This is a genomic window from Halococcus sp. IIIV-5B (assembly GCF_003602035.1).
Taxonomy (GTDB): domain Archaea; phylum Halobacteriota; class Halobacteria; order Halobacteriales; family Halococcaceae; genus Halococcus; species Halococcus salsus.
This window is the reverse complement of the sequence record NZ_QZWE01000014.1, coordinates 79605-94151: the sequence shown is the minus strand read 5'-3', so window position 1 is coordinate 94151 and position 14547 is coordinate 79605. Positions and strand designations below refer to the sequence as shown.

16 protein-coding genes are annotated in these 14547 nt (G+C 66.9%); 10 read left to right on the top strand and 6 right to left on the bottom strand.

What is annotated here, in order from left to right; translation table 11 throughout:
* The 7 genes from D3261_RS11175 to D3261_RS11145 form a co-directional block, all read left to right on the top strand.
* On the top strand, positions 1-851 hold an 851-nt coding region (locus D3261_RS11175; RefSeq protein WP_120072397.1), incomplete at its 5' end, for a DnaJ C-terminal domain-containing protein.
* 317 nt (positions 852-1168) lie between these two features.
* Positions 1169-1996, top strand: a complete 828-nt coding sequence (locus D3261_RS11170; protein WP_120072385.1) for an MBL fold metallo-hydrolase — start codon at positions 1169-1171, stop codon at positions 1994-1996.
* A gap of 63 nt (positions 1997-2059) precedes the next feature.
* Positions 2060-3172: a hypothetical protein gene (locus D3261_RS11165; protein WP_120072383.1), complete on the top strand. Its 1113-nt coding sequence runs from the start codon at positions 2060-2062 to the stop codon at positions 3170-3172.
* A 233-nt stretch (positions 3173-3405) separates the two neighbouring features.
* A complete protein-coding gene (aceA, locus tag D3261_RS11160; RefSeq protein ID WP_120072381.1) occupies positions 3406-4461 on the top strand; it encodes an isocitrate lyase in 1056 nt (351 codons plus the stop codon).
* Positions 4462-4575: 114 nt separating this feature from the next.
* On the top strand, positions 4576-5877 hold the full coding sequence (gene aceB / locus D3261_RS11155; protein WP_120072379.1) for a malate synthase AceB: 1302 nt from the start codon (positions 4576-4578) through the stop codon (positions 5875-5877).
* Positions 5878-6008: 131 nt separating this feature from the next.
* Complete coding sequence (locus tag D3261_RS11150; RefSeq protein ID WP_120072377.1) at positions 6009-6251, top strand: hypothetical protein; 243 nt, start codon at positions 6009-6011, stop codon at positions 6249-6251.
* A 40-nt stretch (positions 6252-6291) separates the two neighbouring features.
* Positions 6292-8118 (top strand): right-handed parallel beta-helix repeat-containing protein, encoded by a 1827-nt coding sequence (locus D3261_RS11145; protein WP_233553972.1) that lies wholly within the window; start codon positions 6292-6294, stop codon positions 8116-8118.
* 51 nt (positions 8119-8169) lie between these two features.
* Here the strand turns inward: D3261_RS11145 and D3261_RS11140 are convergent, their stop codons facing one another.
* Positions 8170-8430, bottom strand: a complete 261-nt coding sequence (locus D3261_RS11140; protein WP_120072375.1) for a MarR family winged helix-turn-helix transcriptional regulator — start codon at positions 8428-8430, stop codon at positions 8170-8172.
* A 129-nt stretch (positions 8431-8559) separates the two neighbouring features.
* On the opposite strand from D3261_RS11140, the gene D3261_RS11135 reads away from it, so the two are divergent.
* The 3 genes from D3261_RS11135 to rpiA all read left to right on the top strand — a co-directional run bounded on the left by D3261_RS11135 (position 8560) and on the right by rpiA (position 11622).
* Positions 8560-9573, top strand: a complete 1014-nt coding sequence (locus tag D3261_RS11135; protein ID WP_120072373.1) for an AIR synthase family protein — start codon at positions 8560-8562, stop codon at positions 9571-9573.
* A gap of 131 nt (positions 9574-9704) precedes the next feature.
* Positions 9705-10745, top strand: a complete 1041-nt coding sequence (locus D3261_RS11130) for an NADP-dependent phosphogluconate dehydrogenase (protein ID WP_120072371.1) — start codon at positions 9705-9707, stop codon at positions 10743-10745.
* Positions 10746-10752: 7 nt separating this feature from the next.
* Complete coding sequence (rpiA, locus tag D3261_RS11125; protein WP_120072369.1) at positions 10753-11622, top strand: ribose-5-phosphate isomerase RpiA; 870 nt, start codon at positions 10753-10755, stop codon at positions 11620-11622.
* A 44-nt stretch (positions 11623-11666) separates the two neighbouring features.
* Here rpiA and D3261_RS11120 read toward each other — a convergent pair whose 3' ends face one another.
* The 5 genes from D3261_RS11120 to D3261_RS11105 all read right to left on the bottom strand — a co-directional run bounded on the left by D3261_RS11120 (position 11667) and on the right by D3261_RS11105 (position 14438).
* Positions 11667-12485, bottom strand: a complete 819-nt coding sequence (locus tag D3261_RS11120) for an alpha/beta fold hydrolase (RefSeq protein ID WP_120072367.1) — start codon at positions 12483-12485, stop codon at positions 11667-11669.
* Between the two features lie 57 nt (positions 12486-12542).
* Entirely contained in the window at positions 12543-12947 is a 405-nt protein-coding gene (locus D3261_RS11115; RefSeq protein ID WP_120072366.1) for a hypothetical protein, read from the bottom strand.
* A gap of 183 nt (positions 12948-13130) precedes the next feature.
* A complete protein-coding gene (locus tag D3261_RS20035; protein ID WP_158589384.1) occupies positions 13131-13286 on the bottom strand; it encodes a hypothetical protein in 156 nt (51 codons plus the stop codon).
* A 35-nt stretch (positions 13287-13321) separates the two neighbouring features.
* The gene (locus tag D3261_RS11110) at positions 13322-13570 is read right to left on the bottom strand and encodes a type II toxin-antitoxin system death-on-curing family toxin (protein ID WP_255409219.1); all 249 of its coding nucleotides are present in this window, start codon (positions 13568-13570) and stop codon (positions 13322-13324) included.
* A gap of 1 nt (position 13571) precedes the next feature.
* The gene (locus D3261_RS11105) at positions 13572-14438 is read right to left on the bottom strand and encodes a fumarylacetoacetate hydrolase family protein (RefSeq protein ID WP_120072362.1); all 867 of its coding nucleotides are present in this window, start codon (positions 14436-14438) and stop codon (positions 13572-13574) included.
* Positions 14439-14547 lie beyond the last annotated feature (109 nt).

The window sequence follows — 14547 nt, the reverse complement described above, 5'->3', positions numbered from 1 at the left end:
GTGGCATGGGCGACATCTTCGAGCAGTTCTTCGGCGGCGGTGGCGGCCGCGGCGGCGGACGGAACGGCCCACAGCAGGGTCGTGACCTCCGGACGAGCCTCACCATCGAACTCGAAGAAGCCGCCGAGGGCGTCCAAAAGCAGTTCACCGTCGCCCGACCCGAGACCTGCCCGGACTGTGATGGCTCGGGCCACCCCGAAAGCGCCGACGCCGAGACCTGTCCCGAGTGTGAGGGCCGCGGCCAGACCACGCAGGTCCAACAGACGGCACTGGGGCGGGTCCAGCAGACCCAGACCTGCCGGCGGTGCGGCGGCGACGGCACCCTCTACTCCGAGTCGTGTGACACCTGCGGCGGCGACGGCCGGGTCCGCAACGAGGCCACGCTCTCGGTGGATATCCCGGCGGGGATCGCCGACGGCCAGACCCTCCGGATGGAGCGCGAGGGCGCACCCGGCGAGAACAACGGCCCGAAGGGCGACCTCCTGATCGAGGTCAGCGTCAGACAACACCCCGAGTTCGAGCGCGACGGCGACGACCTCGCCCACCGCGCCGCGATCTCCTTCCCGCAGGCCACCTTCGGCACCTCGATCGAGGTTCCCACCCTCTCGGGCACCGTCGAGATGGACATCCCGTCCGGTACCCAGAGCGGCGAGACCTTCCGGCTCGGCGGCAAGGGGATGCCCCGCCTCCGCCGACGCGGGAAGGGTGACCTCTTCGTGAAGGTCCAGGTCGTCACCCCGGACCAACTCAACGAGGACCAGCGCGAGGCGCTCGAAGCCTTTGCCGAGGCCGGCGGCGAGGAAGTCGAGGTGGAGGAGGGCTTCTTCAAGAAGATCAAGAACTCCCTATAACCCACCTTTTGCTGCGCTCCGCTCGCTAGCGCTCGCTCCGCTGGCAAAATGTGGATCAAAAGCCTCCTCCTTCCCGTTGGTCAGTCGTCGGCCCGCTCGCTCACTACGTTCGCTCGCGGTGCGAATCACTCATTACACCGCGCCGCACCTGCACAGCACCGCCTCCGCCGAAGCCCTCGACCGCTCGCTCCGCTCGCGGTCTCGCCCTTCATCCACCAGGAACCGCCGATCGCACCGCCGCCGCGCGGCGGCCGCACCGCAACCGCACCACGACACCAACCGGGGAATTTAGGCGGGGGGCGAGCGACGGTTCGCCAATGGTCCACTCCGACTGGGGCGACTGGCTCCCGCAGGCGATCGAAAACGCCGACCCCGAAGGCGTCGCGGCCTGGTATCTCGGCTGCAACGGCCTCGTGCTCACCGACGGCGAGACGACGCTGTTCGTCGATCCCTATCTGGGTACTGGGGACCCACCACGGACGGTGCGGATGGTCCCGATACCCTTCGACCCCGAGGACATCGAATCCGCCGACGCGGTCTTCGCCACCCACGAACACTCGGACCACGTCGACGGCCCCTCGCAGGCTCCGATCCTCGCGGACACGGGCGCGACCTACTACGCACCCGACGACAGCCTCGCCGTGGCGCACGAGAACGACTGGGCCGACGAGTGGGACCTCGCGGACGACCAACTCGTCGAGGTCTCGGAGGGCGACACCAACGAGATCGGTGAATTCACCGTGACGGTCACCCACGCCAACGACCCCGACGCGACCCACCCCGTCGGCTACCTCATCGACCACCCGTCAGGCACCTTCTTCCACGGCGGCGACACCAAACCCGGCGACGAACTCGAACCGATCGGCGAGGAGTACGACATCGACTACGCGGTCTGTGCGTTCGGCGCGGTCGGGATGATCCTCGACAAGGAGACCCGGGAACCCAAACGAACCCGGTGGTATTCGGACGAGAACCAGGCCATCGAGGTCGCGAACCAGCTCCAGGTCGACACCCTCGTCCCCACCCACTGGGACATGTGGAAGGGCCTCACCGCGGACCCCGCCGCCCTCCACCCCCACGCCCGGACGTACGACTACCCCGAGCACCTCGAGATCGTCGAGATCGGCGACCGGATCGACTACTGATCCCTGTACCACCCGGCTCGACCCCGCTGAAAGCTTAAGGGCGTCGTACTCGATCGAACGACGATGAGCAACGCAGACACGACGCCACTGGACCTCGCGGCGGACGGGGTCTCGGTCAGGAAGTCGTACGAACCCGACGAGTTCCCCGTACAGGTCGTCTCGTTCGAGGTCCGCTCGGAGCGCGAGGACGCCGCGAGGTTCAGGCTGGTCGACCCGGTGCCCGAAGCGGTAGCCGCCGCGGATCTCGGTTTCAACCCCAACTACGGCGGCGACCACTGGTCGGCCGGGGACGGCACCGCGGTCTTCGAGCGCCGGATCGAACCCAACGAGACGTTCAGAACCGTCTACGGGGTCCGTGACACCGACATCGACCCGACGGCGTTCATGACCGAACCGACCCTCACCGTCGACGGAGCCGACGGGAGCGACTCGCCAGCCGAAGACGCGTCCACAGCGGAGACCGAAACTGGGCCGGCCCCCGAAACACCGGGCCGGGACACCAGCCAGGCCGCTCGCGACGTCATCTCGGGCGAGGGATCGGTGTCCGGCCTCGACAACGACCGCGGCGGCGTCGAGGCGGTCGACCTCTCCGGTGACGGCGATTCGAGGACGGCGACCGAAACCACCACCGCGGACTCAGCGGGTCCGGCAGGCGACGGGGCGGGGGCGGCGCTTCCCGAGGGTGGCGTGGGCACGGCGCTCGCGGCCGAACTCCGGGATGGGGACCTCAGCGAGCCCGACCGGAAGCTCCTCGCGAACGAGCTCGGCGAGAACGACGCCGGGCACGAGGTTCGGGTCTCACACCTCCAGTCACGGATCAGCGACCTCGAAGCCTACACCGACGCCTTGGAGGACTTCATCGACGAGAACGGCCCGGCGCGCCAGCTGATCGAGGACATGACCGACCGGCTCGAAACCATCGAAACCGACGTCGAGGCGCTCGACGAACGCACCACCGAGAACGAGACCGCGATCGAGCGTCTCGACGACCACACCGAGTCGAACGCCGACGACATCGACGCGCTCGACAAGGGCGTCGCCGACACCAACGCCGAGGTCGCCGAGACCCGGGAGTCGGTCGCCGACCTCCGCGAGGACGTCGAGGCCATCGACGACTGGCGCGAGCAGATCTCGAACGTGCTCGGTGGGGTTTCGACGAACCGGGACGAAGACTGACCGAATCGGACCCCGTCCGGACGGCGGGAGGTCGTCGTTCGTGGCCGTGTCACCGACTACCGCGCTATCGATCGTCATATATATTCGTTAGTTACGACCCGAGACACGAAACCTTCTAAAGAATATTATCATGATAATTCATAATAGTTTTTTAGGCATCGGTCGTCGGTGGCGATGCAGACGGCGAACGGGCTCCAGCGCCCGCAGGTCCGTTCGCCCCGAACACACCAACCATGGAAACCCCAGCAGAACTCATCGGAGACACGGACGGCTTCACGAAGGACGTCGACAACCCCGCAGCCCGCGAGCTGCGCGAGATGCTGAACACCCAGGACTACGTCTTCGCGCCCGGGATGTACCACGCGCTCGACGCCCGGCTCGCGGAGATGGCCGGCCACGACGCCGCCTACATGAGCGGCTACTCGACAGTCCTCGGCCAGTTCGGTTTTCCTGATCTAGAGATGGTCACGATGACCGAGATGGTCGAGAACGCCAAGCGAATGGTCGAGGCCACCCACCTCCCCGTGATCGCCGACTGTGACACGGGCTATGGCGGGATCCACAATGTCCAGCGCGCGGTCCGCGAGTACGAGAAAGTCGGCGTCGCCGCGATCCACATCGAGGACCAGGTCACTCCCAAACGATGTGGCCACATCGCGGGCAAGCAGATCGTCCCACGCGAGGACGCCCAGGCGCGCTTCGAGGCCGCCGTCGACGCGAAACAGTCCGAGGACACGGTGATAATCGCGCGGACGGACGCCTACGGTTCGGCGAACGGCGACTGGGAGGAACACCTCGAACGCGGGCGGATCTACGCCGACGCCGGGGTGGACATCGTCTGGCCCGAGATGCCGGATCCCAGTCGCGAGGACGCGGTGAACTACGCCGAGACGATCCACGAGACCCACCCCGACCTGAAGCTCGCGTTCAACTACTCGTCGAGCTTCGCGTGGTCCGAGGAGGACGACCCCCTCACCTTCCAGGAGCTCGGGGATCTGGGCTACAAGTACCAGTTCATCACCCTGTTCGCGCTCCACTCGGGTGCCCACGCCGCCTACGAGGACATGAAGAATCTCGCGGAGAACGCCGAACAGGGCCAGTTCGACCTGGAGGAGAAGTACATGGACCACGAGACCGAGTCCCACCACGAACTCTCGTTCGTGGACAAGTTCCAGGACATCGAGATGCGCTTCGACCCCGAGGCCCGCTCGCGGATCGAGGGCTCCGAGGGCTTCTCCGAGGACGAACGCGACCCGCTGACCGCGGAGGCCGACGGCGGCGACGACTGACCGGGCGCTCGCCTCGCCCGGTCTTGCCGGTGTCCCGAACCCTAAAGTAGTCGATCGACCAAGAAGGTAATCGAACCGCGACGAAACAGCAGCGACACTCCCACCCACAATACAATGACAGAAAGAAGACACGATAGGAAGTTCGTCCGGACGTTCTTCACCTCGCCGACCGCGCTCGAGGGCGAGGACGACTCCGCGAAGATGATCCGGAGCGCGAGCGGGCTCCGGGGGATGCAGGCCCCCGACGTCTGGGTGCCCGACAACGAGGACGCCACCGCACCCTCGATGCGCGACGAGGGCGTCGAGAACATCATCGAGGTCGTCTCGGAGAACGGGGCCGACTTCCCCGGCGAGATCCATCCTCGAACCGTTTGGCACCGCGACAGCCCCGAGACCAGGTATCAGTGTCTCCAGCACCTGCTCGACCTCGCCGACCCCGCGAACGGCGCGATCGAGCACATCGACGGCTTCGTGATCCCCGAGGTCGGCGACATCGACGACTGGAAGAAAGCGGACGAGTTCCTCACCATCGTCGAGAACGAGTACGGCTTCGACGAGGGCTCCATCGCGATGTCGGTGATCATCGAGGCCGGCGAGTCCGAACTCGCGATGGGCAAGCTCCGCGACGAGATGGGCAAGGCCACCAACAACCTCGAACGCCTGTTCCTGTTCGTCGACGGCGAGGTCGACTACACCAAGGACATGCGCGCCATCACGCCCGCGGGCGACCTCCCGCCGTGGCCCGAACTCCGCCACAACACCTCGCGTGGGGCGAGCGCCAACGGCTGCATCGCGGTCGACGGCCCCTACGACGACATTCGAGATGTGGAAGGCTACCGCGAACGCATGACCGAGAACCAGGCCAAGGGGATGCTCGGCATCTGGTCGCTCACTCCCGGTCAGGTTGTCGAGGCCAACACGTCCCCGCTCCCGCCGGAGGAGGGAAGCTGGCTGCTCGACGACGGCAGCGACCAGGTCGAACTCACCGACGAGGGCGACGTGCAGGTCTACGAGGGCGACCGGGTCTCGCTCGAAGAGAGCGGCGACGAGTACGTCCTCCGCACGGGCGGCGACGAACAACACCTCGACGAGGACGACCTCCACGAGGAGCTGCTCAACATGGTCCAGTACGTCCCGAGCATGGACGACATCGTGGACTCGATGGAGGAGTTCGAGGAAGCGCGGGACGCCGGCACCGGCGCGATCGCGATGGAGCGCGCCACGACCATCGAGATCGACGGCGTCGAGGTCGACCTGAGTACGGACCGGATGTGGGACGAGGCGACCTACCAGGCCGCGATGACGCCGGTCACGCTGTTCCAAGACGTCTACGAACACCGCCCGGACCAACACGACGACCTCGCAGAGATGTACGGCGAGGACGTCGTCGAGCGCGCGGTAGAGGTCGGGACGTAAGGGTCCCGTCCCGCCGCTTCCTCGGCGGTGGAGCGGTCGATCGGCCGTAACGGCGGTAACGACGGAGTTCCGACAGTCGCCAATAGACCTACAACGGCCGACCGACTCCGGAATCCGGAGGAGGCATTCCAATGGAACCGAACGAGGAGCCCGACCTGCCGCCCGACCTCGCCGACCTCGCGGTCGGGGACGTGCTCCGCGACCGCCAGCACGATTCGTACTTCGAGGTCACCAGTATCGACGACCACGGGGTCGGGCTGTACGACGGCGAGACCGACTTCTACGTGCCGCACGCGCTGTTCGCGACGAAGTACGGCGCACGTCTCCACCCGATCGACGAGGCCGAGAGCCTCGACCCCCCCGACTGGGCGTAACCGGGGTGCGCGAAAGCTACAAGCCCCGATAGGACCTCGCTTGGAGGATGGGACAGCGGAGCCGGTGGTGAACCCGGTGGACGACCGGCCGGACGACGTGTTCGGGACGCTGACGGCCGAGCGGGTGCGCACGGAGCACCACCCGGTCTACGACGTCACCGCCCACGGCGCGACCGGCGACGGAACGACCGACGACACCGCCGCGGTCCAAGCCGCGCTCGACGCCGCCGACGAGGAGGGCGGCGGGGTCGTCTACCTCCCCGCCGGCAGCTACTACACGACCTACAGCCTGCTCTACGGCTCCGACCTCGTGGTCTACGGCCCGGCGGCCACGATCGCGTTCGAGCCGAGCCACGAGGACGCCACGGCACTGGTCTCGAAGAGCTTCGATGGCTCCGTCGAGACCTCGCGCGTCACGATCCAGGGACTCACGGTCGAGTCGGTCGATCCCGAGAAAGGCAACGGGATCGGGATGGCGAAGGCCGCGGACATGGCGGTGAAGGCGTGTCAGACCCACGGCCTCAACTGGCATCTCGTGGATATCGCGGGCGCGACGGACGTGCTGGTCGCCGACTGTTACGCCGCGAACCTCGACACCGCCGCCTACCAGGCCGACAACCTGACCTCCGACGGTGGCCTCGTCGTGGAGCACGAGGACGGCACCACCGAGGGCGCGGTGGTCGACGGGACCACCAACCGGAACGTCGATATCGCCGGCAACGTCGCCGAGGACTGCGGCCGCGGGGTCCACCTCCACCGCGACGGCGGCCACGACCTGACTGTGCGGGACAACAGGGTTCGCGGCTGTACCGGGGTCGGGATCCTCGGCGATCCGGAGATGACGTGGCACGACGTCGTCGTCGCCGGCAACATCGTCGAAGGCAACGGGGAATCCAGTGGGATCCGCCTCGACGGCGAGTACACCAACCTCTCGATAGCGAACAACACCGTTCGCGACCACGACGCCTGGGGGATCGCGGTCCACCCCGGCGAGGACGAACCGGACTCGCTGCCGCGGGGTGTCACGGTCCGAGACAATACGGTCGAACGGGTCGCGGGGACCGGCATCGCCATCGACGGTGCGGCGGGCGAAGTCGTCGACAACTACGTCTACGAGGTGGCGCACGGAACCGGGACGGGAAGCGGGACCGACGGTGCGTCGCCGGATTCGGCCCACGCCGGGATCACGGTCGAGGGCTGCGACGGCATCTCGGTCAGGGGGAACGTCCTCAGGGACCTCGGTGGGACCGGCGTGGTCTGTCGCGACGGCTCGACCGACGTAGTGGTGGCGGACAACGACGTCGACGGCGCGGTGTGGGGGATCGCCTGTTTCGCCGACGCCGGGTCGGTCGGTGGCGTCGATATCCGGGCCAACAAGGTGGTCGGCGGGCCGGAGGCTCGCGGCGGGGTGTGGGCCGAGGCGGGGGTTCGCTACCGGATCGACGACAACACGGTCACGGGCGTCGACGTCGGCGTCTCGGTCGTGGCGGCGACGGACCTCCACCTCACCGGGAACGACAGTATCGGGGATCGGGACGGGTCGGGAGCCGTCGGCTATCGGGTCCGCGATTGTACGGACGCGGTGGTGCGCGACAACGACGCGACGCGGTTCGACCGGTCGACGGTGATCGACGGGGCCTCCGGAGACGTTCGAGCCGACGTACCCGACACCGGACTCGCCGTCGGCGGCGACTGCGAGGGGGTTCGGGCGACGTTCGAGGGCGACCAGCCACCCGAGGCGGGCGCGTTCGCGGTCGGGAGCCGGGTTCGTCACACCGCTCCTGCCGCGGGCGGCCACCTCGGATGGGTCTGCGTCGCGGCCGGGTCGCCCGGTCGCTGGAAGCCGTACGGTCGGATCGAGAAGTGAGTCGGCCGGTTCGTGCTCAGAACGTGACTCCTCCGGTCGCGTCGGTCCCGTTCAGTCGTCGCCGGCGATCCGGTTCGCGACCGGCGGCGTGAGCTTGTACCGATTTTGACGCGCGTCCTCGATACAGATCCCCTTCTCGACGGTGCCGGCACGTTGGAGCTGTTCGAGTGCGTTCCGCACCGTTCGTCCCGAGAGCCGCGACTGTTCGATGATCTCCTTTTGGGTGAGCGACCCCCGGTACTCGAGGACCTTCACGACGAGCTTCGCGCTCGGCGAGAGACCGTCCGTCCATCCCGATTCGGATCCACTCATCGGAAGACGTAGGGCTGGAACGCGAATAAACGTATCGGAGATCCAATAACTTGAAAGCTGGATTATAAACTCGTCTGACTAGTTCCGGGGGATCGAACCGGGTTTTACCACTGAGTTCGTAGACGAACCATGCCCGACTCCGGCAAGGTCGACGGACGGTTCTTCGACCGGCATATCTACCCCCACCTGGGTGCCTCGCGGGCGGAGGTCCGGGTGGGGCCACGACACGGCGTCGATTTCGGGGTCGTCGACGTCGACGGACGCTCGCTGGTGGTGGCGACGGACCCGATATCGATCGTCCCCGACCTCGGTTTCGAGCGCGCCGCGCGGTTCGCCTTCGACGTGGTCTGTGCCGACGTCGCGGTCTCGGGCCTCCCGCCGGCGTACCTCTCGGTGAACTTCACCCTCCCACCCGAGATGACCGACGCGGAGTTCGCGGCGGTCTGGGAGACCATCGACGAGGAGGCGCGCGACCTCGGGGCCAGCGTGGTCGCGGGCCACACCGCGCGCTACGCGGGCTGTTCGTACCCGTGGGTCGGCGGAGCCACCGTAATGGCGGTCGGCGACCCCGAGGAGATGGTCTCCCCCGACGGCGCACGGCCCGGCGACGACCTCCTGTTCACCACGGGACCGGGGGTCGAGGCCGTCGGACTGTTGACGACGCTGTTCGGCGACGAGATGGATCTCCCCGCATCGACCCTCGACGACGCCCGTGAGCGGTTCGGCGAGGCGCGCGGCGTGCGCGACGCGCTCACCGCCGCGGCCGCCGGCCCGGTGACGGCGATGCACGACGTCACCGAGGGCGGGCTCGCCGCCGCGCTCTGCGAGTTCGCCGGGAGCGCCGGGGTTCGGATCGACGTCGAGCGCGAGGCCGTCCCGATGCGCCCCGGCGTCGAACCCGTCTGTACCTATCACGACCTCGACCCGTGGCGCGCGACGAGTTCCGGGAGCCTCCTGGTCGCGGTCGACCCCGCGGGGACGGAGGCCGTCCTCGACGCGCTCGCCGACCGTGGGACGACGGCCGCGGTCGTCGGTCGCGTCGACGAGGGCGAGGGGGCGTTCGTCGACGGGAGTCGACTCGACCACCCGCGCGTCGACCGGTCGTGGGACGTCTACGCCGACTACGCCGGAGGAACTGACTGACGGCTCGCGGGCGACCGACAACGAATGCAGGCGACACTTCTATACTCCCGTGCTTCGACCCACCGAGTGAGCGCCCGTAATGGGCGACCGTCGCCACGCGGATAGGTGACGGACCAGCTTGAAACACAATCATGGCAGACACAAACCAAGAACTGGGGATCGTCGGACTCGGAAAGATCGGCGGCAACCTCGCGAAACAGGCCGTCGAAAAGGACATTCGGGTGGTCGGCTTCGACACGGAGGACCGCTCGGACCTCGAAGACGAGGGTGTGGAGGTTCACGACGCCGGCGAGTACGACACGCTCGTCGAGGAGCTCGACACGCCGCGGGTGGTCTACCTCTCGCTGCCCGCCGGCGACCTGATCGACAGCGAACTCGACAGCTTGCTGGAGGTGCTCGACGAGGGCGACGTCGTGATGGACGGCGGCAACTCCTTCTGGCGCGACTCGATGCGCCGCGAGGAGCGCGCCTGGGACGAGGGCGTCTACTACCTCGACACCGGGACCAGCGGCGGCCCGCCCCGCGCGAGCGAGGGGGCCTGCTTCATGGTCGGCGGCAAGGAGGAGGGCTTCGAGATCGCCGAACCCTATCTCGACACGCTCTCCGTGGACGGAGGATTGCTCCACGTCGGCCCGCCGGGCAGCGGCCACTTCGTGAAGCTCGTCCACAACGGCATCGAGTTCGGGATGCTCCAGTCGATCGCCGAGGGGGTCGAACTCCTCAAGTCGGGCCAGTTCGACGTCGACATGGCCGACGTCTTCCACAACTGGTCGAACGGGGCGGTGATCGAGAGCTGGCTCGTCAAGCTGATGGAGATGGGCCTGCGCAAAGAGGACCAGCAGTCGGACGCCCCCGACTTCGAGGACATTCCGAACTACATCGAGGACACCGGCGAGGTCAACTGGCTCGTGAGCGAGGCCTACAAGGGCGAGACGCCGATTCCTGTCATCTCCCAGTCAGTCACCGAACTCTTCAAATCACGGGGCCAACAACGTCACGCCTACCGTGCGATCGCGCTGATGCGGCACGGCTTCGGGACCCACCCGTTCGGCGAGGACGACGCCATCCGGCGGGAGCGGTTCTCGGGCCGGGTCGACAACGAGGCGCGCCACGACCTGCGTGACGCCGAAGACATGGACCCGGTCGGCCCGCTGGCCGACGAAGACGCCTGATCCAACCATGGCAAAAGAATTCACCGACGACGACAACGACATCCAGGTGTGGGCCGAGAGCGAGGCCGACACCATCGAAAAGGCACGCGAGGAACTCGACGCGGCGGACGTCGAGATGAGCGACGAGGAGATCGAAGACCACATCGAGGTCATCCCCTCGCCGAACCGGATCAAGTCCGGCGCGGACGGCGTCTTCGACGCCCGACGCCGCCGCGGCGGCATCCGCACCGCTCAGGACCTCATCGAGGACGGCATGGACGTCGGCCTCGGCACCGGCAGCACGACCGCGTGGGCGGTCGCCGAGATCGGTCGCATGATCCGCCACGGCGAGCTCGAAGACGTTCGCGGCGTGGCGACCTCGCTCCAGAGCCACGAGCTCGCGAAGGAGGCCGGTATTCCCCTCGTGAACCTCGACGCCGTCACCGAACTCGACATCACCATCGACGGTGCCGACCAGTACTCCGAGGACGAACCCACCGTCATCAAGGGCGGCGGCGGTGCCCACGCCCGCGAGAAAGTGGTCGACGCGATGGCCGATCAACTGGTCATCGCCACCGACGAGGAGAAGGCCACCGACCCGCTCGACTTCCCCGTCCCCGTGGAAGTCATGCCCGACGCCCGCGAGGTCGTCTCGAAGGACATTCGCGAGGTGGGCGGCGAGCCCGAACTCCGGATGGCGGTCAAGAAGGACGGCCCCGTGTTCACCGCGAACGGCAACCTCGTGCTCGACGTCGACTTCGGCGGCCTCGACGACACGGCGGGGACCGCGCGCGACCTCGAGAAGATCCCCGGGATCCTCGAACACGGCATCTTCCTCGACATGGTCGACACGGTCTACCTCGGCACCGAGGACGACGTCGACGTCCTCGAGTTCTGAGGGAACCTCTCGAAGTTTTTCGCCGGCGATCGGTCCCGTAGCGTTCAGTCCGTCGTTCGGTCGGCGAGCCGCGAGACCCGACGAAGGAAGGTCCGGAGTTCGGTGTATGCTGCCTCGTACTCGTCGAGGAAGACGTAGTGACCGGCGTCGGGAACGTGGACGAGTCGTCCGTCTCGAAGCCTGGCCGCGACGTCGAGGTCGGCCCGCCGCCCCTCGATACCGAGGTCGCGCCGGAAGACCAGTGTGGGACAGGTGATATCGTCGAACGCCTCGGCCACCGGCGGGTGGTCTTCGGCGACCTTCACGGCGTTCGGGTGACACTCGTCGACCGATTCGGCGAGCCGTCTGATATGTTCTGTATCGTGCTCGTCGTCGTACTCCGCGACTCGCGCTTCGACCGAGCGCGCCTGCCGTTCGCGGAGGTGTTCGCGGGCGCGGGCCCGTGTCTCGTCGGTGTCCACGTCCGGCAGGTCGCGGAACCTCGCGGGGTCTTCGAGCACCAGCCCGCGCGGGAGGTCGGGATGGGTCGCGGCCGCCCACGCGACCGTCGCCGCGCCCATCGAATGTCCGAGGAGGATCGGGTTCGCGAGGTCGAGTTCCCTGATCAGAGAAACGGGGTCCGCGACCCGTGTATCGATGTCGTAGCCCGTCTCGGGCGCGTCCGAACGGCCGTGACCGCGGGCGTCGTAGGCGACGATCTCGTAGTCGTCGGCGAGGTCCGAGCCGAGCGGGATCCACCGCCGGCCGTTGTCGTAGAGCCCGTGAGCCATGAGTATCGGCGGGCCGCTGCCCGTCCGATAGCACTGGAGGCGGACGCCGTTGGCCGAGACGGCCTCGGTCGTCCACCGCTCGGGAAGGTTCACGAAATGGCTTCGTTCGTTGGCGAGAAGGCGTTTGTCATCCGATTCGGGGACGACGCGCTATCGATCGGGTACGTCCTCGGGGTCGGGACGTCGGCCGGGGATGACGGTCCCCCGGTTCGTCGAGTCCGCGTCGTGGATCCCGAAGGGGAGTTCGGCATCCGCTTCGAGCACCCAGAGGTGATAGGAGTTGGTGTCGTCGACGAGGCGTTCGGCGGGCGGGTAGACTTCGAGCGCCGCCCGATCCTCCCCGAAGAGTTCGTTCTTGAGCTCGAAGAGGTCGTACCAGTCGTGGGTCGGCGAGTCGTCGACGCGGTGGATCTCGACGTGGGTGAACCGCCCCCAGGAGGTCTCGTGGTCGCCGCGGTCGACGACGTGGTAGTCGCCGTGCGTCTCGACGCCCGGCGGGATCCGCATGCCCGTCACGGGCGATCCGTCGTCCGATCGGTCCTCGTCTCGATCCATGAAGGCTCCGTGTTCGCCGATGGACGAGAACGTTTCGCCGAACGATACCGAGGGATGACGGCCTAATCGAACCCGCTCCGAGGACTGGCTGCTTGGAAGTACGGCGAGCGAGTCGGTTTTGAACCGTTGCTACAGGGTGAGGTTCGGCGGCATATCGGGTGCTGCTGTGACGAGGTGAAAGCCTTACTCCTCAGCGAGCTTCGTGTACGTCTTCGCGTTGACTTCGCGGTTGATCTTCGCGAGTTCACGCACCGCCTTGCGCCGGTCAGTATCGCTCTCGGCCGTCCGCGCCTGCCTGCGAAGCTCTTTCCGTATTTCGCGGTGAGCTATCTCGTCCATGGTTCTCCGCTCCTTGTTTGGTGGTCCATCGGTTTTTACTCTTCGGCCTTTGTGGCATGGGATTCACAGTACGACACTACTGCATCCATGTCCACGCTCGATTCGTCAGTGGCGAACTCACGGAGGATCGCCCGAACCCCGCTATCGTCGTGATTGAATTCGTATCCGTTCAGGTCGTAGAACGTCTCGGTTGCATTCAGCGCCGTTCGTTTGTTTCCGTCCCAAAACACGTGTCCTGCTGCGAGCAGGCGCATGAGGTGAGCCGCCTTCTCGTGGGTTTGCAGCTTAGACCTCGACGACGGGGTTCTCGAGCAGCCCGATGTTCTCGATGTCGATCGAGACGTGGTCGCCCTCTTCGAGCGTGAAGTCGTCGGGAACCAGCGAGGTGCCGGTCATCAACACGGAGAGCTCGGGGATCGCGTTGTGGCGAGTGAGGTACGAGACGAGTTCCTCGGGTGTGCGCACCATCTGGTCGGTCGAGGTGGCCCCGTCGAACATCGTCTCGCCGTCGCGCTCGATCGTCATCGAGAAGTCGAGGTCGTTGGGGTCGCCGACGGTCTCTGGCGAGGCGATGCAGGGGCCGATCGCGGCACACCGGTCGTAGATCTTGGCCTGCGGGAGGTAGAGCGGGTTCTCGCCCTCGATCGACCGGCTCGACATGTCGTTGCCGATGGTGTAGCCCACGATCTCGCCCCGGAAGACCACGACCGCGAGTTCGGGTTCGGGGACGTCCCAGTCCGAGTCGCTTCTGACCCCGACGGCCTCGCCCGGTCCCATCGTTCGCTCGGGGGTCGCCTTGAAGAAGATCTCCGGGCGTTCGTTCTCGAAGGCACCCTGGTACATCTCACCGCGACCGCTCTCCTCCTCGCGTGCGTCGCTGCTGATCTGGTAGGTCACGCCCGCGGCCCAGACCTCGTCGGGCATCGCCGGGATCGTGACGTTCTCGACGACCGCACCGGCGTCGAGCAGCGGCGCGTCGTCGATGACCCCCTCGGCCACCTCGTCGACGGTGGTTCCCTCGACCTCGGCGACGGTGGCGAGGTCGACGAACGAGGTGAGCCCGTCGCGGGCTGCCGTCAGGTCGTAGGCCTTCTCGTCGTCGCGGACGACGAACTTCGGCACGTCATCGAGCGTGGTGCGGTAGTATCGCATGGCCACGGTACGACCTCCCTGCACAAAAGTCACCCCGGTTGGAGCCCGAGATCGATCACGATCGATCGGTTTACTTGCCAACACAACCGAAAAGAAAAGGGGTGGTCGG

Coding starts and splice junctions, on each gene's coding strand:
- aceA (WP_120072381.1), top strand. CDS start 3,406: ATGGAAACCCCAGCAGAACTCATCGGAGACACGGACGGCTTCACGAAG.
- D3261_RS11165 (WP_120072383.1), top strand. CDS start 2,060: ATGAGCAACGCAGACACGACGCCACTGGACCTCGCGGCGGACGGGGTC.
- aceB (WP_120072379.1), top strand. CDS start 4,576: ATGACAGAAAGAAGACACGATAGGAAGTTCGTCCGGACGTTCTTCACC.
- D3261_RS20035 (WP_158589384.1), bottom strand. CDS start 13,286: ATGGACGAGATAGCTCACCGCGAAATACGGAAAGAGCTTCGCAGGCAG.
- D3261_RS11150 (WP_120072377.1), top strand. CDS start 6,009: ATGGAACCGAACGAGGAGCCCGACCTGCCGCCCGACCTCGCCGACCTC.
- D3261_RS11170 (WP_120072385.1), top strand. CDS start 1,169: ATGGTCCACTCCGACTGGGGCGACTGGCTCCCGCAGGCGATCGAAAAC.
- D3261_RS11140 (WP_120072375.1), bottom strand. CDS start 8,430: ATGAGTGGATCCGAATCGGGATGGACGGACGGTCTCTCGCCGAGCGCG.
- D3261_RS11115 (WP_120072366.1), bottom strand. CDS start 12,947: ATGGATCGAGACGAGGACCGATCGGACGACGGATCGCCCGTGACGGGC.
- D3261_RS11135 (WP_120072373.1), top strand. CDS start 8,560: ATGCCCGACTCCGGCAAGGTCGACGGACGGTTCTTCGACCGGCATATC.
- D3261_RS11105 (WP_120072362.1), bottom strand. CDS start 14,438: ATGCGATACTACCGCACCACGCTCGATGACGTGCCGAAGTTCGTCGTC.
- rpiA (WP_120072369.1), top strand. CDS start 10,753: ATGGCAAAAGAATTCACCGACGACGACAACGACATCCAGGTGTGGGCC.
- D3261_RS11130 (WP_120072371.1), top strand. CDS start 9,705: ATGGCAGACACAAACCAAGAACTGGGGATCGTCGGACTCGGAAAGATC.